Origin of the sequence: Hyphococcus lacteus, assembly GCF_041058985.1 — a bacterium.
GTDB classification, from domain to species: Bacteria; Pseudomonadota; Alphaproteobacteria; order Caulobacterales; family Parvularculaceae; genus Hyphococcus; species Hyphococcus lacteus.
This window is the reverse complement of the sequence record NZ_JBEHZE010000001.1, coordinates 2,229,629-2,245,493: the sequence shown is the minus strand read 5'-3', so window position 1 is coordinate 2,245,493 and position 15,865 is coordinate 2,229,629. Positions and strand designations below refer to the sequence as shown.

At 51.4% G+C, this 15,865-nt stretch carries 28 protein-coding genes; all 28 read right to left on the bottom strand.

All coding sequences use genetic code 11. The features are described 5' to 3' along the window. Positions 1–68: 68 nt before the first annotated feature. Positions 69–1,529: a DegQ family serine endoprotease gene (locus ABFZ84_RS10695; protein ID WP_369314010.1), complete on the bottom strand. Its 1,461-nt coding sequence runs from the start codon at positions 1,527–1,529 to the stop codon at positions 69–71. Positions 1,530–1,641: 112 nt separating this feature from the next. Next, on the bottom strand, positions 1,642–2,079 hold the full coding sequence (gene rplQ, locus ABFZ84_RS10690; protein ID WP_369314009.1) for a 50S ribosomal protein L17: 438 nt from the start codon (positions 2,077–2,079) through the stop codon (positions 1,642–1,644). Positions 2,080–2,113: 34 nt separating this feature from the next. Continuing rightward, the gene (locus ABFZ84_RS10685; protein ID WP_369314574.1) at positions 2,114–3,124 is read right to left on the bottom strand and encodes a DNA-directed RNA polymerase subunit alpha; all 1,011 of its coding nucleotides are present in this window, start codon (positions 3,122–3,124) and stop codon (positions 2,114–2,116) included. A gap of 45 nt (positions 3,125–3,169) precedes the next feature. After that, positions 3,170–3,565 carry a 30S ribosomal protein S11 gene (gene rpsK, locus ABFZ84_RS10680; RefSeq protein WP_369314008.1) on the bottom strand — a complete coding sequence of 132 codons (396 nt, stop codon included), beginning with the start codon at positions 3,563–3,565 and terminating at the stop codon, positions 3,170–3,172. A gap of 12 nt (positions 3,566–3,577) precedes the next feature. Next, positions 3,578–3,946, bottom strand: coding sequence for a 30S ribosomal protein S13 (gene rpsM / locus ABFZ84_RS10675; RefSeq protein ID WP_369314007.1), 369 nt, complete (start codon positions 3,944–3,946; stop codon positions 3,578–3,580). Between the two features lie 226 nt (positions 3,947–4,172). Further along, positions 4,173–4,769, bottom strand: coding sequence for an adenylate kinase (locus ABFZ84_RS10670; RefSeq protein ID WP_369314006.1), 597 nt, complete (start codon positions 4,767–4,769; stop codon positions 4,173–4,175). Then, the gene (gene secY, locus ABFZ84_RS10665; RefSeq protein WP_369314005.1) at positions 4,766–6,106 is read right to left on the bottom strand and encodes a preprotein translocase subunit SecY; all 1,341 of its coding nucleotides are present in this window, start codon (positions 6,104–6,106) and stop codon (positions 4,766–4,768) included. The genes ABFZ84_RS10670 and secY overlap by 4 nt, the downstream gene beginning before the upstream one ends. 140 nt (positions 6,107–6,246) lie before the next feature. Next, positions 6,247–6,726: a 50S ribosomal protein L15 gene (gene rplO, locus ABFZ84_RS10660; protein ID WP_369314004.1), complete on the bottom strand. Its 480-nt coding sequence runs from the start codon at positions 6,724–6,726 to the stop codon at positions 6,247–6,249. Between the two features lie 96 nt (positions 6,727–6,822). Then, on the bottom strand, positions 6,823–7,011 hold the full coding sequence (rpmD, locus tag ABFZ84_RS10655) for a 50S ribosomal protein L30 (protein WP_369314003.1): 189 nt from the start codon (positions 7,009–7,011) through the stop codon (positions 6,823–6,825). 11 nt (positions 7,012–7,022) lie between these two features. Next, positions 7,023–7,601 (bottom strand): 30S ribosomal protein S5, encoded by a 579-nt coding sequence (rpsE, locus tag ABFZ84_RS10650; protein WP_369314002.1) that lies wholly within the window; start codon positions 7,599–7,601, stop codon positions 7,023–7,025. Positions 7,602–7,614: 13 nt separating this feature from the next. After that, complete coding sequence (gene rplR, locus ABFZ84_RS10645) at positions 7,615–7,980, bottom strand: 50S ribosomal protein L18 (RefSeq protein WP_369314001.1); 366 nt, start codon at positions 7,978–7,980, stop codon at positions 7,615–7,617. A 26-nt stretch (positions 7,981–8,006) separates the two neighbouring features. Next, positions 8,007–8,540: a 50S ribosomal protein L6 gene (rplF, locus tag ABFZ84_RS10640; RefSeq protein ID WP_369314000.1), complete on the bottom strand. Its 534-nt coding sequence runs from the start codon at positions 8,538–8,540 to the stop codon at positions 8,007–8,009. Between the two features lie 19 nt (positions 8,541–8,559). Beyond that, positions 8,560–8,958, bottom strand: coding sequence for a 30S ribosomal protein S8 (gene rpsH, locus ABFZ84_RS10635; protein WP_369313999.1), 399 nt, complete (start codon positions 8,956–8,958; stop codon positions 8,560–8,562). A 15-nt stretch (positions 8,959–8,973) separates the two neighbouring features. Continuing rightward, entirely contained in the window at positions 8,974–9,279 is a 306-nt protein-coding gene (rpsN, locus tag ABFZ84_RS10630) for a 30S ribosomal protein S14 (RefSeq protein ID WP_369313998.1), read from the bottom strand. A 56-nt stretch (positions 9,280–9,335) separates the two neighbouring features. Beyond that, complete coding sequence (gene rplE / locus ABFZ84_RS10625; RefSeq protein ID WP_369313997.1) at positions 9,336–9,896, bottom strand: 50S ribosomal protein L5; 561 nt, start codon at positions 9,894–9,896, stop codon at positions 9,336–9,338. Continuing rightward, positions 9,889–10,203 (bottom strand): 50S ribosomal protein L24, encoded by a 315-nt coding sequence (rplX, locus tag ABFZ84_RS10620; protein WP_369313996.1) that lies wholly within the window; start codon positions 10,201–10,203, stop codon positions 9,889–9,891. Before rplX ends, rplE begins: the two co-directional genes overlap by 8 nt. After that, positions 10,203–10,571: a 50S ribosomal protein L14 gene (gene rplN / locus ABFZ84_RS10615; RefSeq protein ID WP_369313995.1), complete on the bottom strand. Its 369-nt coding sequence runs from the start codon at positions 10,569–10,571 to the stop codon at positions 10,203–10,205. The genes rplX and rplN overlap by 1 nt, the downstream gene beginning before the upstream one ends. 75 nt (positions 10,572–10,646) lie before the next feature. Beyond that, complete coding sequence (gene rpsQ / locus ABFZ84_RS10610; RefSeq protein ID WP_369313994.1) at positions 10,647–10,889, bottom strand: 30S ribosomal protein S17; 243 nt, start codon at positions 10,887–10,889, stop codon at positions 10,647–10,649. Between the two features lie 12 nt (positions 10,890–10,901). Next, positions 10,902–11,102 carry a 50S ribosomal protein L29 gene (rpmC, locus tag ABFZ84_RS10605; RefSeq protein WP_369313993.1) on the bottom strand — a complete coding sequence of 67 codons (201 nt, stop codon included), beginning with the start codon at positions 11,100–11,102 and terminating at the stop codon, positions 10,902–10,904. A gap of 12 nt (positions 11,103–11,114) precedes the next feature. Continuing rightward, complete coding sequence (gene rplP, locus ABFZ84_RS10600; protein WP_369313992.1) at positions 11,115–11,528, bottom strand: 50S ribosomal protein L16; 414 nt, start codon at positions 11,526–11,528, stop codon at positions 11,115–11,117. Positions 11,529–11,563: 35 nt separating this feature from the next. Continuing rightward, positions 11,564–12,265, bottom strand: coding sequence for a 30S ribosomal protein S3 (gene rpsC / locus ABFZ84_RS10595; RefSeq protein WP_369313991.1), 702 nt, complete (start codon positions 12,263–12,265; stop codon positions 11,564–11,566). Beyond that, positions 12,265–12,645: a 50S ribosomal protein L22 gene (gene rplV, locus ABFZ84_RS10590; RefSeq protein WP_369313990.1), complete on the bottom strand. Its 381-nt coding sequence runs from the start codon at positions 12,643–12,645 to the stop codon at positions 12,265–12,267. Before rplV ends, rpsC begins: the two co-directional genes overlap by 1 nt. Positions 12,646–12,647: 2 nt before the next feature. Beyond that, a complete protein-coding gene (gene rpsS / locus ABFZ84_RS10585) occupies positions 12,648–12,926 on the bottom strand; it encodes a 30S ribosomal protein S19 (protein ID WP_369313989.1) in 279 nt (92 codons plus the stop codon). Between the two features lie 18 nt (positions 12,927–12,944). Further along, positions 12,945–13,781, bottom strand: a complete 837-nt coding sequence (rplB, locus tag ABFZ84_RS10580; RefSeq protein ID WP_369313988.1) for a 50S ribosomal protein L2 — start codon at positions 13,779–13,781, stop codon at positions 12,945–12,947. Positions 13,782–13,795: 14 nt separating this feature from the next. Then, positions 13,796–14,110 (bottom strand): 50S ribosomal protein L23, encoded by a 315-nt coding sequence (locus tag ABFZ84_RS10575; protein ID WP_369313987.1) that lies wholly within the window; start codon positions 14,108–14,110, stop codon positions 13,796–13,798. Further along, positions 14,107–14,724 (bottom strand): 50S ribosomal protein L4, encoded by a 618-nt coding sequence (gene rplD, locus ABFZ84_RS10570; protein WP_369313986.1) that lies wholly within the window; start codon positions 14,722–14,724, stop codon positions 14,107–14,109. Before rplD ends, ABFZ84_RS10575 begins: the two co-directional genes overlap by 4 nt. Beyond that, a complete protein-coding gene (gene rplC, locus ABFZ84_RS10565) occupies positions 14,724–15,515 on the bottom strand; it encodes a 50S ribosomal protein L3 (protein WP_369313985.1) in 792 nt (263 codons plus the stop codon). The genes rplD and rplC overlap by 1 nt, the downstream gene beginning before the upstream one ends. Before the next feature lie 12 nt (positions 15,516–15,527). Then, positions 15,528–15,839 carry a 30S ribosomal protein S10 gene (gene rpsJ / locus ABFZ84_RS10560; RefSeq protein WP_369313984.1) on the bottom strand — a complete coding sequence of 104 codons (312 nt, stop codon included), beginning with the start codon at positions 15,837–15,839 and terminating at the stop codon, positions 15,528–15,530. Positions 15,840–15,865: the final 26 nt, after the last annotated feature.

Genomic DNA, 15,865 nt, shown 5'->3' with positions numbered 1-15,865 from the left:
TGCGCACCGCTAGCCAACGACGCAATAGGCTGCGAATAAATGTGATTGCCTGTGACGATCTCTCGCGCTTAACGCCCGACACGCCACGGTACAATCCGCCCGCCAGTATCGATTTCAAGCTCCCAGCGCGTTTCCGGCTTTTCGATCTCTCGTGCTAATTCAGCAGACGTGTTTACTGTTGTTCCGTTAACGGAAAGGATTTTATGCCCCGGACGCAAACCGCGACGCGCCGCAAATGACCGGGATTGAACTTCGGTAACAACAACACCCGTCGATAACGGGTCTAGGCCCAGCTCTTCGCTATATCTCGGCGACAGATTGTCGACAGTAACGCCACTCAACGGATGCTGACCTTCAAGAGTTCGTGTATCGCGAGCCGGCGTTTCTGGTGGCAGGCTAAGTTTTATGGTTGCATTTCGCATTTTGCCATTACGAACATAAACGACATCGGCCTTATCACCGTCATTAGTAACACCAATCCGGTATTGCAGCGTTTGAGCATCATAAACTGGTTGGCCGTCGACCTCCATGATCACATCACCGGGCTTGATCCCAGCCAGATCCGCAGGCCCGCGTTTCCATATATCATCGACGATTGCCCCCGCCGGGCGGTCAAGCTTGAGAGCCTTTGCAAGATCTGCGGTCACCGTACTACTTGATGCGCCAAGCCATGGCCGCACCAATGCATTTCCGCTAATTGCCGATTTGATGACCTGCTGAACAAGCCGCGATGGGATCGCAAAACCAATTCCGTTAGAGCCGCCGGAGCGAGAATAGATCGCTGTATTCACACCAACCAAGCGTCCATCAATATCAATCAGTGCACCACCGGAATTACCGGGATTAATCGCGGCATCGGTTTGAATAAAAAATTGATAATCTGAGACGGAAACCGCTGTCCGCGCCAACGCGGAAATAATGCCGTTGGTAACAGTCTGCCCTACCCCAAACGGATTGCCAATGGCGAGAACGACATCACCAACCTGAATAGAATCCGAGTTTGCAAAACTTAAATATGGTAATGGCGCATCAACATCGATTTGAAGAACGGCAAGGTCAGTCTGCGGATCAGCAAGGACCATTTCTGCTTTGTACTCACGCCGGTCATTCAACACGACCTTAATCTCGGTCATTCCCTCAATCACGTGGTTGTTGGTTACAACCACGCCATCCGGGCTAACGATAACACCCGAACCTAACGCATTCTGTACGCGCTCCCGAGGGGCATCCATATTGCCGCCAAAGAACCGCTCGAAAAACGGATCGCCGGCAAAAGCACTACGCTGTTTGACAACACGGCTTGAATATATGTTGACGACTGCCGGTGCGGCACGTTCTACCACTGGCGCAAACGACAATTTTACTTCCGCCATCGACTGCGGAACCGCGCGTGGCGATGATGTGATACTCGCACCGTCAAGATCTTCTGTTGTTGCTGCTTTGTCGGGATTCTCAGGCGCAGGCTGTGCGCAGGCCGATGAAAGAAACAACGCAAAACCAGCCAATGAAGCACTTAATATACGGATCATCGATCAGACCTCCACAAACAATGGGCATCCACAAACAAAAGAACGCGCAGAGTTTATCACCCTGCGCGTTCCAAATTCAATCAAGCATTCGCATCAGCGAACACCTCATTTCCTATTCGTCATCATCCTGATCAACCGCAATGACCGGACCTGAATCCAGACCTTTTGCGTCTTCATCACGATCAACAAATTCGATCACAGCAAGCGGCGCGTTATCACCATAACGGAAACCGGCTTTCATGATCCGAATATATCCGCCATCACGTTCGGAATAACGCGGACCAAGCGTATCGAACAGCTTTTTCGCCATATCCTTATCGCGGATACGTGCAATCGCCAGACGACGCAGATGAAGCGAACGATCGCTATCTTTGCCCGCGTGCTTCGCCATCGTCACCAGCTTTTCAACAATCGGACGAAGCTCTTTTGCTTTCGGCAGAGTTGTTGTGATTTGCTCGTGTTTGATGAGCGCGCAAGCCATGTTCGCGAACATCGCTTTGCGGTGCTCATGGGTGCGGTTTAGTTTTCTTTGCGCCAACCCGTGTCGCATGGCTTTTTCTCCTTACGCTGACGATCCGTCAGTCTTATTCATCAAATTTCTTCGCGAGTTCTTCAATGTTCTCTGGGGGCCAGTCAGGCACATCCATTCCAAGATGCAGACCCAGCCCAGCGAGAACTTCTTTAATCTCGTTCAGTGATTTACGGCCAAAATTCGGTGTACGAAGCATTTCGGCTTCGGTTTTTTGTATAAGATCGCCAATATAAACGATATTGTCGTTCTTCAAGCAATTCGCGGAACGCACAGAAAGCTCAAGCTCATCAACCTTGCGCAAAAGTGCAGGATTAAACGGAAGCTCTTCGCGTGCATCGGTACCAGTATCTTTTGTGGGTTCATCGAAATTGATGAAGACCTGAAGCTGGTCCTGAAGGATCCGCGCTGCGTACGCGACAGAATCGTCAGGCGAAAGCGACCCATCCGTTTCAACTTCCATGACGAGCTTGTCATAGTCGAGAACTTGGCCTTCACGTGTGTTTTCAACGCGATAAGAAACACGGTTCACAGGTGAATAAAGACTATCAATCGGAATGAGGCCAATCGGCGCGTCTTCCGGACGATTTTGCTCGGCCGGCGCATAGCCCTTACCGGTATTGACCGTCAGTTCCATACGCAAATTCGCACCTTGGTCGAGGTGACAAATCACGTGGTTTTTGTTCAAAATATCAACAGACGATGTTTCTTCGATATCAGCAGCAGTCACAACGCCCGGTGTATCCTTTTTAAGGATAAGGCGTTTTGGACCATCCGCATGCATACGAATCGCCAGCTGTTTCACGTTCAAGACAATGTCAGTGACGTCTTCGCGGACACCCGGAATTGATGAAAATTCGTGGACCACGCCATCAATTTGTAGTGACGTAACCGCAGCACCCTGAAGCGAAGACATCAGGATACGGCGCAGACCGTTACCGAGCGTAAGGCCAAAACCACGCTCAAGCGGTTGAGCCGTAATAGTCGCCTTACGATTAGCATCAACGCCCGGCGAAACTTCAAGTTTCGTTGGACGGATGAGTTCCAGCCAGTTCTTTTCGAGAATGTTTATAGAATCCATGTTTGGATCGCTCTCTATTCAGTAGGGTGATTAAACGCGGCGACGCTTACGCGGACGACAGCCATTGTGTGGGATCGGCGTAACATCGCGAATGATCGTAACCGTTAGACCAGCAGATTGAAGCGCGCGTAACGCACTCTCACGACCAGAACCCGGACCACGAACTTCGACGCTGACCGTTTGTAGCCCATGATCCATCGCTTTTTTCGCAGCATCTTCAGCAGCGAGCTGAGCGGCATAAGGTGTCGATTTACGCGACCCCTTAAATCCCATTCCGCCAGCAGAAGACCAAGAAATAGCATTTCCTTGTTCATCACTAATGGTAATCATGGTGTTGTTGAACGACGCATTCACATGAACGACACCAGTCGAAATGTTTTTTCGTTCACGACGTTTTACGCGCGTTTGAGCAGCTGCTTTCGCCATCTGGGTCTATCCTTACTTCTTCTTACCGGCGATCGGCTTTGCCGGGCCTTTGCGCGTACGGGCATTCGTATGCGTGCGCTGGCCGCGAACCGGCAAACCACGACGATGGCGCAGACCGCGATAGCAACCCTGATCCATCAAACGCTTGATGTTGACGGCAACTTCACGGCGGAGGTCACCCTCAACCATATAATCGCCATCGATTGTTTCACGGATCTGAAGAACTTCAGCGTCCGATAATTCGTTGACACGACGCTCTGAGGCGATGCCAACTTTTTCACAAATTTCGTTCGCCTTCGCCGGACCAATGCCGTGAATATAGCGGAGCGCGATAGATACGCGCTTGTTCGTCGGGATATTGACACCTGCAATACGGGCCACGGATGTAGTTCCTTTTCGTTCGTTCTCCGCCCTCATTCTCGGCCGGGCAGGCCGTAATCTTTATTGTTCGCCGCTTGTTTTCAGGCCGTTAACCGAACCTATAACCAAGCAACGAAGCCCGCGACGGCGCGCACAAAAAATGCCGCGCCGAGCGAGCTCAGTCTCCTTTAGGCGGAGAGCGCGTAGATATAGCCGCGTTCCCCTTCCCGTCAACCGTTTTCAGTACTTATTTCGCGGTACTGATAGGGTCGAGAATTGCTTCGATCTCAGCCGACACAGTTTTCACCGGTGCCATGCCGTCAATTGAGCGCAATTTGCCCTGATCCGCATAAAATGGGATCAGTGGAGCCGTCTCATCGCGATATACGCCAAGGCGCTTCGCAAATGTTTCTTCATTATCGTCAGCACGTGGTGTTTCGCCCCGCGCTTTTGTTTCTTCAATTCGTGTCCGCAACCGCTCTATCAGAGCACCCTCGTCCACCTGTAACTCGATCACCACATCAACCGTACGTTCTTTTTTGGTCAAAATGCTGTCGAGCATCTCTGCCTGGCGAATTGTGCGCGGGAAGCCATCAAGCAAAAAGCCCTTAGCGCAATCATCCGCCTCAATCCGTTCTTCAATGATCGCCGCTACAATCTCATCCGAAACAAGGTTCCCAGCATCCATCACGGCTTTCGCCTTGAGGCCAACCTCGGTCTCAGCCTTAACTGCTGAACGCAGCATGTCGCCGGTCGAAAGCTGCGGAACACCGTACCGCTCAACAATATGCTTTGCCTGCGTGCCTTTACCGGCACCGGGCGGCCCTAGAAAAATTACGATCACCGACGCCCCCCGCGAAGCTTGGATTTCTTAATCAGACTCTCATATTGCTGCGCGACCAGATGCCCCTGGATTTGCGAGACGGTATCGAGGGTCACAGAGACCACAATCAAGAGAGAGGTACCGCCTATATATACCGGGATCGACTGGCTATAGCTGGCTTTGAGGACTTCGGGCAGAATACACACAAAAGTCAGATAAAGCGCGCCAATTGCCGTCAATCGTGTCAGCACGAAGTCAAGATACTCAGCGGTACGCGCACCCGGACGGTACCCCTGAACAAAACCACCATACTTCTTTAGGTTATCGGCGACGTCTTCAACATTGAACACAACGGATGTGTAGATAAAGGTAAAGCCGATGATCAGCGCTGCATAGAGCGCAATATAACTAGGTCGACCCGGTGCAAAAAGGTATGTCAGGTTCTGTAACCAATCAGGAGAGCCTTCGCCGACAGCGCCAGCAGCAGTCGCCGGAAGAAGCAAAAGAGACGAGGCAAAAATTGGCGGAATAACACCAGAAACGTTGAGCTTAAGAGGCAGATGCGATTTCTCACCCTGCGTCATGCGCTGACCAACTTGCCGACGTGGGTATTGAACAAGAATTCGGCGCTGTGAACGCTCCATAAAGACCACAAAGGCGATAAGCCCAAGTGCCAAAGCCGCAATCACAAGAATAGCGCCACCACCGATGCCTGCACCCGTACGCCCCTGATCAAGAAGACCCGCGATAGCACGTGGCAACTCAGCTACGATACCCGCGAAAATGATAAGCGACACACCGTTACCAACGCCGCGTGCTGTAATTTGCTCACCAAGCCACAATAGGAACATTACACCGCCAACCAGCGTGATTGTTGTGGTCGCGAGAAAATAAGGACCCGGATTAGTGACAGTACCCGCCTGGCCCATGAGGCTAACCGCGATGAAATAGCCCTGCATTGTTGCCAGGAAGACCGTTAGATACCGTGTATATTGATTGATCTGCCGACGGCCCTGTTCGCCTTCTTTTTTGATGGCTTCAAGCGAAGGAATAACCGCAGACATAAGCTGCATAATGATAGACGCAGAGATGTAAGGCATAATGTTGAGGGCGAAAATCGCCATACGTTCAACAGCGCCACCAGCAAATATATTCAGCGTCCCCAGAAGGCCACCTTGCTGGCTTTGAAAACCAGAACTAAAAGCAACCGGGTCAATACCGGGAATCGGCACAAACGTGCCCAGGCGATAAACGATCAGGGCACCAAGCGTAAACAGCAAACGCTTCTTCAGCTCTTCTGCCTTGGCAAAAGAAGCAAGATTAATATTAGAGGCGAATTGTTCCGCTGCTGATGTCATTTCAGTCTATCACCCGCTCTTATATTCCCGTGGCGCACCAAACAGAGCACCTTGGCAATGGCAAAAGGAATTAAGGTTAAAGCCCAATCGCCATGTGGCGGCTGCGGACTGTGTCCGCAACCCCAAAAAAGACCGAAGTCTTATTCGCCAGCTTTTTCGCTAGCCTCAACCGTGACTGTACCGCCAGCTTTTTCAACAGCAGCCTTCGCACCAGCAGAAGCATGAGCAACGACAAGGTTGAGTTTCGCTTTAAGATCGCCAACGCCCAAAAGACGAACACCGTCTTTCGCACGGCGCAGAACACCGGCTTCGACCAATACTGCGGCATCAATTGATTTAGCAGCATCAAGCTTGCCCGCGTCTACCGCCTGCTGAAGGCGACCGATATTTACTTCCGCATAGGCCGCGCGATTGGGCTTATTAAAGCCACGCTTTGGCAAACGCATATAAAGTGGCATCTGACCACCTTCATATGCACGGATGCCAGAAACACCTGAGCGAGATTTTTGACCTTTAACGCCGCGTCCACCGGTCTTGCCCTTACCAGAGCCAATACCGCGACCAACCCGGATACGAGTTTTGCGCGCGCCTTTATTGTCGGAAAGTTCGTTTAGCTTCATGTTATGTCCTCGACTTGCGACGGCCAATTCAAACTAAAAGAATCGCCGCCTCGCCTATGAATGGCCTGCAATCAGGCCGGAAAAGTTGTCGATATACTATTCGCCAACAATTTCAACCAGATGGGCCACTTTTTTGATCATACCACGAACTGAGGGCGTATCCTCAAGCTCACGCTCGCGGCCGATTTTGTTCAGCCCAAGACCAACAAGCGTTGCACGCTGATCGGCTGGACGACGGATTGGGCTGCCGGTCTGGCGAACCTTCAATGTTTTCTTCTGCGCCATGATCTATTTCCTTAGGCAGCGTCAGCAGCGCCGGCGTCGGCATTGCGTCCGCGGGTACCAAGAATGTCTGAGACTTTCTTACCGCGTTTCGCCGCCATTGAACGTGGGCTGGTTTGGTTTTTCAGTGCGTCAACAGTCGCACGCACCATGTTATAGGGGTTCGACGAACCGAGTGATTTTGCAACAACGTCCTGAACGCCAAGGGTTTCGAAAATTGCGCGCATCGGGCCGCCCGCAATAATACCCGTTCCCGGAGGAGCGGAACGAAGGACAACTTTACCTGCGCCCCAACGACCAGAAGCGTCATGGTGAAGTGTCCGGCCTTCACGCAATGGAACACGGACAAGGTTACGTTTGGCTTCTTGCGTAGCTTTGCGGATCGCCTCAGGCACCTCGCGGGCTTTACCCTTACCAAAGCCAACGCGACCTTTTTGGTCACCAACAACTACCAATGCAGCAAAGCCGAAGTTTTTACCGCCCTTGACCACTTTCGCAACACGATTGATCGCAACGAGCCTATCGACGAATTCGTCGCGCTCTTCACGCTCATTTCTGCCGCGACCGCGACCGCGTCCTTCATCACGCGCCATGCCGTTCTACTCCCTAAAAATTGAGACCGGATTCGCGCGCGGCATCCGCAAGCGCTTTAATCCGACCGTGAAAAATATAACCGCCGCGATCAAACACGACATTCTTGACTCCAGCTTCGGTCGCACGTTCCGCCAAGACCTTGCCGATCTTTGCTGCTGCTTCCTTGTCAGAGCCTTTACCTAACTCTTTCCGCATATCCGGCTCAAGTGTCGATGCTGATGCAAGGGTTTTACCCGCAACATCGTCGATGATTTGCGCAGAGATATTTTTAGACGAGCGGAAGACTGAAAGACGTGGGCGATCCGTAGATACGCGTTTGATCTTTCCTCTTGTGCGGCTCGCCCGCGAATTTAGATTTATTCTTTTCTTATCGGCCATTGCCCGATTTCCTTGTCCGCCAAGCGTTACTTCTTCTTACCTTCTTTACGGAAGATATATTCATCAGCGTATTTCACGCCTTTGCCTTTGTAAGGCTCGGGCGGACGGAACGCGCGGATCTCCGCAGCGGCCTGTCCAACCTTTTGTTTATCGATACCCGTCAGGACAATCTCTGTCTGTTTTGGCACCGTAATCTTAACACCGTCCGGCGCCGGATAATCGATATCATGGCTATAACCAAGCGCAAGACTTAGGGCCGAACCCTTCATTTGTGCGCGGTAACCAACACCAACCAATTCCAGTGTCTTTGTGAACTCATTTGCCACGCCTTGGATCATATTAGAGATCTGTGTGCGGCTCATTCCCCACTGGGAACGGGCTGGCTTTGAGTCGTTCACTGGCTTGACCAGAACTTCGTTTTCTTCGAGCGCGACTGTGCATAGATCCGTTACGATGAACGAAAGTTCGCCCTTCGGACCTTTTGCCTTAACCGTCTGCCCATCAACGGTGACGGTTACGCCACCTGGGACCGGGATCGCTTTTTTACCGATGCGGGACATGGTTTTCTGCTCCCTGGCCTTAGTAAACTTCGCAGAGCACTTCGCCGCCAACATTGGCGTCGCGTGCGGCTGCGTCGGACATTACGCCCTTTGGCGTTGAGACAATTGAAATCCCAAGACCGTTACGAATAGAAGACAAATCACGAACTGACGAGTAAACTCGGCGGCCCGGCTTTGAAACGCGCTTGATCTTTTGGATCACAGGCGAACCTTCGTAATATTTCAATTCGACGTCAAAGCTTGGTTTTTCGCCGTCTTTCTCTACGCGAGAATAACCGCGAATGTAGCCCTCTGTCTCCAGAACATCGAGAACCCAACCACGCAATTTAGATGCTGGTACATTCATTGTAGAATGACGACGCATCTGAGCGTTGCGGATCCGTGTGATCAAATCGCCGACGGGATCATTAATAGACATTGTTCTCCGGCTCCCTTACCAGCTGGACTTCACAAGACCAGGAATTTTCCCAGCCGAACCAAGTTCACGAAGTGAAATCCGCGACATTTTGAGCTTACGATAGTAACCACGCGGACGCCCAGTCACGAGGCAGCGGTTGCGAATGCGGGTCTTCGACGAATTCCGTGGAAGCTCAGCAAGCTTAAGCGCTGCTACGAAACGATCCTCGCCCGGCTGCTCTTGATCACTAATGATCGCTTTCAACCGATTGCGTTTGGATTCAAACTTTTTCGCCATGCGGCGGCGCTTCAAATTGCGCTCCACCATTGCTTTTTTGGCCATTCTATCTCCTTCTCAAGCTGGTTTCCGCATTTTGCGGACCTTGCCTAATGCCTTTTCTATTTACGGAACGGGAAGTTTAATTCCCGAAGAAGTTCACGTGCCTCATCGTCATTTTGAGCCGTCGTACAAACAATGATGTCCATACCCCGGATTTTATCGACTTTGTCGTAATCGATTTCCGGGAAAACGATGTGCTCTTTCAAGCCCATAGCGTAGTTGCCACGGCCGTCAAAACTTTTCGCATTCAAACCACGGAAGTCACGTACACGCGGCAGCGCGATTGTGATCAAGCGGTCAAGAAATTCGAACATGCGGTCTTTGCGCAAAGTCACCTTGGCACCGACAGCCATGCCCTCGCGGAGTTTAAAACCAGCGATGGATTTCTTGGCTTTGGTAACAACAGGTTTTTGACCAGCAATTAGCGTTAGATCCTGAATTGCGGCATCAACTGCTTTACGATCGTTGACCGCGTCGCCCACACCCATGTTGATAACGATCTTCTCAAGAGAAGGTGTCATCATGGCGTTTGCGTAGCTAAACTTCTCGTTCAACTTGCCGCGGATTGTCTCATTATAAAGCGTCTTTAGACGCGGTTCATATGATTGTGCTTCAGCCATCGATGACCTCACCCGACGCTTTCGCGACGCGTACTTTCTTTCCGTCTTCTACTTGAAATCCAACGCGGGTTGCTTTGCCCGTTGATGGATCTTTCAGCGCTACATTAGAGATATGCATCGACGCTTCGCGCGAGATGATACCACCTTGTTCTGTCTGTGATTGGCGCTGGTGTTTTTTAATCATGTTAACACCACGAACGATCACTCGGTCTTCTTTAGGCAATACCTGGATCACTTCACCATCTGCGCCACGGTCTTTACCGGCAAGCACGATGACTTTGTCGCCCTTTTTAATTTTAGCCGCCATTACAACACCTCCGGCGCGAGCGACACGATCTTCATGTGCTTGGAAGCGCGTAGTTCGCGCGTCACTGGGCCAAAAATACGTGTGCCAACTGGTTCTTTGTTATTATTGATCAGAACAGCCGCGTTGTTATCAAAACGAATAACCGTGCCGTCCTTGCGTTTAATGTCTTTCGCCGTGCGAACAACAACAGCCTTCATGACTTGGCCTTTTTTAACACGTCCGCGCGGAATAGCTTCTTTCACGGAGACAACAATAATGTCGCCCACGCCCGCATATCTGCGTTTCGCGCCGCCAAGCACTTTGATGCACTGAACGCGCTTTGCGCCAGAATTATCGGCTACGTCCAAATTTGATTGCATCTGGATCATGGTGATCCTCCTGATGGGCCCTCGGCCCGGTGTTTAACTCTAAATTCGCTCTGGCATCTGCCCGATCGAACTAACCTATTCTTTCGAGCCGAGCCCGATCACTTCCCAACGCTTCAGTTTGGATTTCGGTGCACACTCTTGAATGCGCACGAGATCTCCCACCTTGAATTCGTTTTTCTCATCATGGGCGTGGAAGCGATTCGAACGACGAACAACCTTTTTGAACAATGGGTGCGTGAACATACGTTCAACGCTTACGACCACTGTCTGTTGGCCTTTGTCGCTGACTACAGCGCCTTGAAGGATGCGTTTGGGCATGTGTGCGTCTCTTTAATTAGCGTTTGCCCGGCTTTTTTCGCCGAGTATGGTTTTAATCCGCGCGATATCATGACGAACTTCGCCAATACGCGCTGTTTTCTCTAGCTGACCAGACGCTTTTTGAAAGCGCAGGTTAAACTGTTCTTTGCGGAGCTGAAGAAGACGGTCTTTCAGCTCATCCGTTGTCATATCGCGTGCTTCGCTGGCGTTCATCGAATTCGTCCTTTACTCGCCAATGCGCGTTACAATGCGCGTCTTGATCGGCAATTTCGCAGCGCCAAGAAGAAGAGCTTCACGAGCCACTTCGTCACTAACGCCATCGATCTCAAACATGATCCGGCCAGGCTTAACTTTCGCTGCCCAGAATTCGACAGAACCTTTACCTTTACCCATACGGACTTCGGTAGGCTTCTTCGTGACCGGAACGTCGGGGAAAATCCGGATCCATACCCGACCTTGACGTTTCATAGCACGGGTGATCGCACGACGTGTCGCTTCGATCTGGCGCGCCGTTACGCGTTCCGGCTGCACAGCTTTAAGGCCGTGTGAACCGAAGTTAAGGTCTGAGCCGCCTTTTGCGACACCCTTGATCCGCCCTTTAAACTGTTTGCGGTATTTTGTTTTTTTCGGCTGCAGCATTGCTCAGTCGCCTCCAAATCCCTTCTGTCGCGCGATTAGTTTTTGCGCGAATGATTGACACCGCCGGTTTGCGCCTCAATCAAACGTTTTTCCTGACCCAATGGGTCATGTTCCATAATCTCGCCCTTAAAGATCCAGACTTTTACTCCGATAGAGCCATAAGTCGTGCGGGCCGTTGCAACGCCGTAGTCAATATCAGCGCGAAGCGTGTGAAGCGGCACGCGACCTTCGCGATACCATTCCATACGCGCGATTTCAGCGCCGCCAAGACGGCCTGAAACGTTTACGCGAATACCAAGGCCACCCATACGTTGCGCAGTTTGCATCGCGCGCTTCATAGCGCGGCGGAAAGCAACCCGGCGCTCTAACTGTTGCGCAATATTTTCCGCAACAAGAGTAGCGTCAACTTCTGGCTTGCGGATCTCAACAATGTTGAGAACCGTTTCCGATGAAGACAACTTAGAAAGCTCTAAACGAAGCTTCTCGATGTCAGCACCTTTTTTACCAATCACAACGCCAGGACGCGCAGTGTAAATTGTTACGCGGCACTTCTTGTGTGGGCGCTCAATAATGATCCGTGAGACACCAGCCTGCTGAAGACGCTTTTCAAGATACTTACGAATAGCCAAATCTTCATGAAGAAGATCGCCATAAGCAGCTTTACCAGCGAACCAGCGGGAGTCCCATGTCCGGTTGATACCGAGACGAAGGCCAATCGGATTAACTTTCTGGCCCATTAAGCGGCCTCCTCGACTTCTTTCACGACGATCGTGATTTCTGAAAACGGCTTAAGAATTTTCCCGGTACGACCACGGGCGCGAGCACGCCAACGTTTCATCACCATATTCTTGCCGACAAAAGCCTGATCCACGATCAACGAATCAATATCGAGATCATGGTTGTTCTCAGCGTTAGCAATCGCGCTTTCAAGAACCTTCTTGACGTGCTGTGCGACGCGTTTGTGCGAGAAAGTCAATTCCGCAAGCGCTTTTTCCACTGGCATGCCGCGAATAAGCTGCGCCACCAGGTTTAGCTTCTGTGGCGACGTACGGATCAGACGGCCCTTAGCCATGGCCTGCTGTTCGCTAACGCGACGGGGATTTTTACTCTGCCCCATGACTACTTCCTCTTCGCTTTCTTGTCCGCACCGTGACCATAATAAGTCCGGGTCGGAGAAAACTCGCCGAATTTGTGGCCGACCATGTCTTCGGTGACATGAACCGGAATAAATTTCTGACCGTTATATACGTTGAATGTTAGCCCAACGAATTGCGGCAGGATGGTTGAACGGCGTGACCAGGTTTTGACCCCGCCTTTGTGTTTTCCGTCCTGGCTCTCTTCTGCTTTTTTCAGAAGATACCGATCGATGAACGGGCCTTTCCAGACTGAACGTGGCATGTCGTTTACTCCGGCCTATTATTTCTTCTTGCGCGCGTGACGCGAGCGCAGAATGAGTTTGTCAGAAGTCTTGTTCTTGCGGGTTTTTGCACCTTTGGTCGGCTTACCCCAAGGCGTAACCGGGTGACGGCCACCTGACGTACGACCTTCACCACCACCATGCGGGTGATCAACAGGGTTCATAACAACACCGCGAACGGATGGTCGTTTGCCCTTATGACGGTTACGTCCGGCTTTACCGATAGACTGGTTCATGTGGTCAGGGTTTGAAACCGCCCCAACCGTGGCAAGGCACTCACCTGGGATCAAGCGAACTTCGCCCGATTGAAGGCGAACCTGCGCCATACCGCTGTCACGACCCACAAGTTGAACATATGCACCAGCTGAACGAGCAATCTGACCGCCCTTGCCTGGCTTCATTTCAACATTGTGCACAATCGTCCCGACAGGGATCGATTTCAATGGCATCGCATTGCCAGGCTTCACGTCGACTTTAGCGCCGGCGATAATTTTATCGCCTTGCTTAAGACGCTGTGGAGCGAGAATGTATGACTGTTCGCCATCAAGATATTTAATCAACGCGATGAAAGCTGTACGGTTTGGATCGTATTCCAAACGTTCAACCTTCGCCTCGATATCAAACTTACGACGTTTGAAGTCGATGATGCGATACGTCTTTTTCGCGCCACCACCACGACGACGCATTGTGATGCGTCCTGTGTTGTTGCGCCCGGCGCTCTCCGATAGGCCTTCAGTCAGCGACTTGACGGGTTTACCCTTCCAAAGTTCGCTGCGATCCACCAGCACAAGCTGGCGGCGGCTCGGAGTCGTCGGATTGAATTTTTTCAATGCCATTGGTCTTACCCGCCTTAAAGTCCGGTCGTCACGTCGATCGAGTGACCTTCTTCGAGAGTCACGACCGCTTTTTTCACTGTAGAGCGCGTGTAACCACGCCCGCGGAACTGTTTGGTTTTGCCCTTAACGCGCAAAGTATTGACGGCTTTCACCTTTACTTTGAACAGAGCTTCAACCGCTTCTTTAATCTCTGGTTTTGTTGCCGTGATTGGCGTCTGAAATACAACCTGGTTGTGTTCAGCAGCAATCGTCGACTTCTCAGTGATCACAGGAGCAATCAGCGTATTGTAGTGGGCCTCAACGGCTCCAGTTTCTGGTTTCTTGCTCATTTGAGACGCGCCTCCAGGCCTTCTACTGCTGCCTTGGTCAGAACAAGCTTCTCTTTGCGCAAAATGTCGTAAACATTCGCACCAACAACAGGAAGCAGATCAACTCCGGGCAAGTTACGCGCTGCAAGGCCGAATTTTTCATCAATGCTTGAATCAAGGATCAACGCATTACCAATATTCAGCTTCTCAAATGCCGCCGCGATCGCCTTTGTCTTTGTATCGGTGAATTTCGCTTCATCGATAATAATCAAAGAACCGTCTGCGACTTTCGCGGAGAGAGCATGTTTAAGCGCAAGGCGACGAACCTTTTTAGGCAGGTCAACTGCATGGCTACGCGGGCGCGGGCCATGGGCCTTACCACCACCACGAAACTGTGGTGCTGCGCGGTTACCGTGACGAGCACCGCCGCCACCTTTTTGACGACCAAATTTCTTTGAAGTCGCGGCAACCTCATTACGCTCTTTCGCGTGATGTGTACCTTGCTGACGCTTTGCAAGTTGATAAACAACACAACGGTGCAAAATATCTTTGCGTGGCTCAAGACCGAAGATCGCATCATCTAGATCGATCGAACCAGCCTTACTGCTATCAATTTTGAGGACGTCGGTTTTCATTATTCGTCCCCTTCTTTCTTCGTTTCTTCTGGATTCTCTACCGGCGCACCCTCTGCAACCATTTCGGCTTCAGCAGACGCTGGTGTCGGGCTATCAACTTTTTCTTCGTCAACCTTCAGCTCTTTCAAACCAGCGGGCATCGGAACATCTGTTGGTAATGGGCGTTTAACGGCATCTTTGATCAGAACCCAACCGCCCTTTGGACCAGGTACCGCGCCACGGATTAGAATGAGGCCGCGATCTGCGTCTGTACGGACGATTTCAAGGTTCTGCGTAGTAACGCGAGTGGCACCCATTTGACCGGCCATCTTCTTACCTTTGAAGACTTTACCCGGATCCTGACACTGACCAGTCGAACCATGCGAACGGTGAGAGATTGAAACACCGTGCGTAGCGCGAAGACCACCGAAGTTATGCCGTTTCATCGCACCGGCAAAACCTTTACCGATAGATGTGCCAGTGACGTCCACTTTTTGACCAATCAGGAAGTGTTCCGCTGAAAGCTCAGCCCCCACCTCTACGAGGTTTTCCTGAGACACGCGGAACTCAGCGAGCTTCATTTTCGGTTCCACATTCGCTTTCGCGAAGTAGCCGCGCTCAGCTTTATTTACGCGCTTGGCTTTCTTAGCACCAGCACCCAGTTGCACCGCAGTGTAACCATTTGTTTCTTCAGTACGCTGGCTGACGACCTGACAGGCGTCGAGCTGCACCACTGTGACAGGCAGATGTTGACCTTCCGCATTAAATATGCGGGTCATGCCCATCTTTTTTGCAATTAATCCCGTGCGCATTTCAAATGTTCCTTAAGCGCCCAACTTGATTTCGACATCGACACCAGCCGAGAGGTCGAGTTTCATAAGCGCGTCAACCGTTTGCGGCGTCGGATCGACGATATCGAGCATACGTTTGTGTGTACGCATCTCGAATTGCTCGCGGCTCTTCTTATCAATGTGTGGAGACCGGTTAACGGTATAACGTTCGATACGTGTCGGCAGCGGAATTGGTCCGCGTACGTTCGCGCCGGTGCGTTTCGCCGTGTTGACGATTTCCAACGTCGAAGCGTCGAGCACGCGATGATCAAACGCCTTGAGCCTAATGCGGATATTCTGTTGCATGGTTCTACGCTTCGCTTTTCGTGAAA

Bases quoted from the DNA above. Each gene is read 5' to 3' on its own strand.
- ABFZ84_RS10695 (WP_369314010.1), bottom strand. From the start codon at position 1,529: ATGATCCGTATATTAAGTGCTTCATTGGCTGGTTTTGCGTTGTTTCTT.
- rplQ (WP_369314009.1), bottom strand. From the start codon at position 2,079: ATGCGACACGGGTTGGCGCAAAGAAAACTAAACCGCACCCATGAGCAC.
- rpsK (WP_369314008.1), bottom strand. From the start codon at position 3,565: ATGGCGAAAGCAGCTGCTCAAACGCGCGTAAAACGTCGTGAACGAAAA.
- secY (WP_369314005.1), bottom strand. From the start codon at position 6,106: ATGACATCAGCAGCGGAACAATTCGCCTCTAATATTAATCTTGCTTCT.
- rplO (WP_369314004.1), bottom strand. From the start codon at position 6,726: ATGAAGCTAAACGAACTTTCCGACAATAAAGGCGCGCGCAAAACTCGT.
- rpmD (WP_369314003.1), bottom strand. From the start codon at position 7,011: ATGGCGCAGAAGAAAACATTGAAGGTTCGCCAGACCGGCAGCCCAATC.
- rpsE (WP_369314002.1), bottom strand. From the start codon at position 7,601: ATGGCGCGTGATGAAGGACGCGGTCGCGGTCGCGGCAGAAATGAGCGT.
- rplR (WP_369314001.1), bottom strand. From the start codon at position 7,980: ATGGCCGATAAGAAAAGAATAAATCTAAATTCGCGGGCGAGCCGCACA.
- rplF (WP_369314000.1), bottom strand. From the start codon at position 8,540: ATGTCCCGCATCGGTAAAAAAGCGATCCCGGTCCCAGGTGGCGTAACC.
- rpsH (WP_369313999.1), bottom strand. From the start codon at position 8,958: ATGTCTATTAATGATCCCGTCGGCGATTTGATCACACGGATCCGCAAC.
- rpsN (WP_369313998.1), bottom strand. From the start codon at position 9,279: ATGGCCAAAAAAGCAATGGTGGAGCGCAATTTGAAGCGCCGCCGCATG.
- rplE (WP_369313997.1), bottom strand. From the start codon at position 9,896: ATGGCTGAAGCACAATCATATGAACCGCGTCTAAAGACGCTTTATAAT.
- rplX (WP_369313996.1), bottom strand. From the start codon at position 10,203: ATGGCGGCTAAAATTAAAAAGGGCGACAAAGTCATCGTGCTTGCCGGT.
- rplN (WP_369313995.1), bottom strand. From the start codon at position 10,571: ATGATCCAGATGCAATCAAATTTGGACGTAGCCGATAATTCTGGCGCA.
- rpsQ (WP_369313994.1), bottom strand. From the start codon at position 10,889: ATGCCCAAACGCATCCTTCAAGGCGCTGTAGTCAGCGACAAAGGCCAA.
- rpmC (WP_369313993.1), bottom strand. From the start codon at position 11,102: ATGAACGCCAGCGAAGCACGCGATATGACAACGGATGAGCTGAAAGAC.
- rplP (WP_369313992.1), bottom strand. From the start codon at position 11,528: ATGCTGCAGCCGAAAAAAACAAAATACCGCAAACAGTTTAAAGGGCGG.
- rpsC (WP_369313991.1), bottom strand. From the start codon at position 12,265: ATGGGCCAGAAAGTTAATCCGATTGGCCTTCGTCTCGGTATCAACCGG.
- rplV (WP_369313990.1), bottom strand. From the start codon at position 12,645: ATGGGGCAGAGTAAAAATCCCCGTCGCGTTAGCGAACAGCAGGCCATG.
- rpsS (WP_369313989.1), bottom strand. From the start codon at position 12,926: ATGCCACGTTCAGTCTGGAAAGGCCCGTTCATCGATCGGTATCTTCTG.
- rplB (WP_369313988.1), bottom strand. From the start codon at position 13,781: ATGGCATTGAAAAAATTCAATCCGACGACTCCGAGCCGCCGCCAGCTT.
- ABFZ84_RS10575 (WP_369313987.1), bottom strand. From the start codon at position 14,110: ATGAGCAAGAAACCAGAAACTGGAGCCGTTGAGGCCCACTACAATACG.
- rplD (WP_369313986.1), bottom strand. From the start codon at position 14,724: ATGAAAACCGACGTCCTCAAAATTGATAGCAGTAAGGCTGGTTCGATC.
- rplC (WP_369313985.1), bottom strand. From the start codon at position 15,515: ATGCGCACGGGATTAATTGCAAAAAAGATGGGCATGACCCGCATATTT.
- rpsJ (WP_369313984.1), bottom strand. From the start codon at position 15,839: ATGCAACAGAATATCCGCATTAGGCTCAAGGCGTTTGATCATCGCGTG.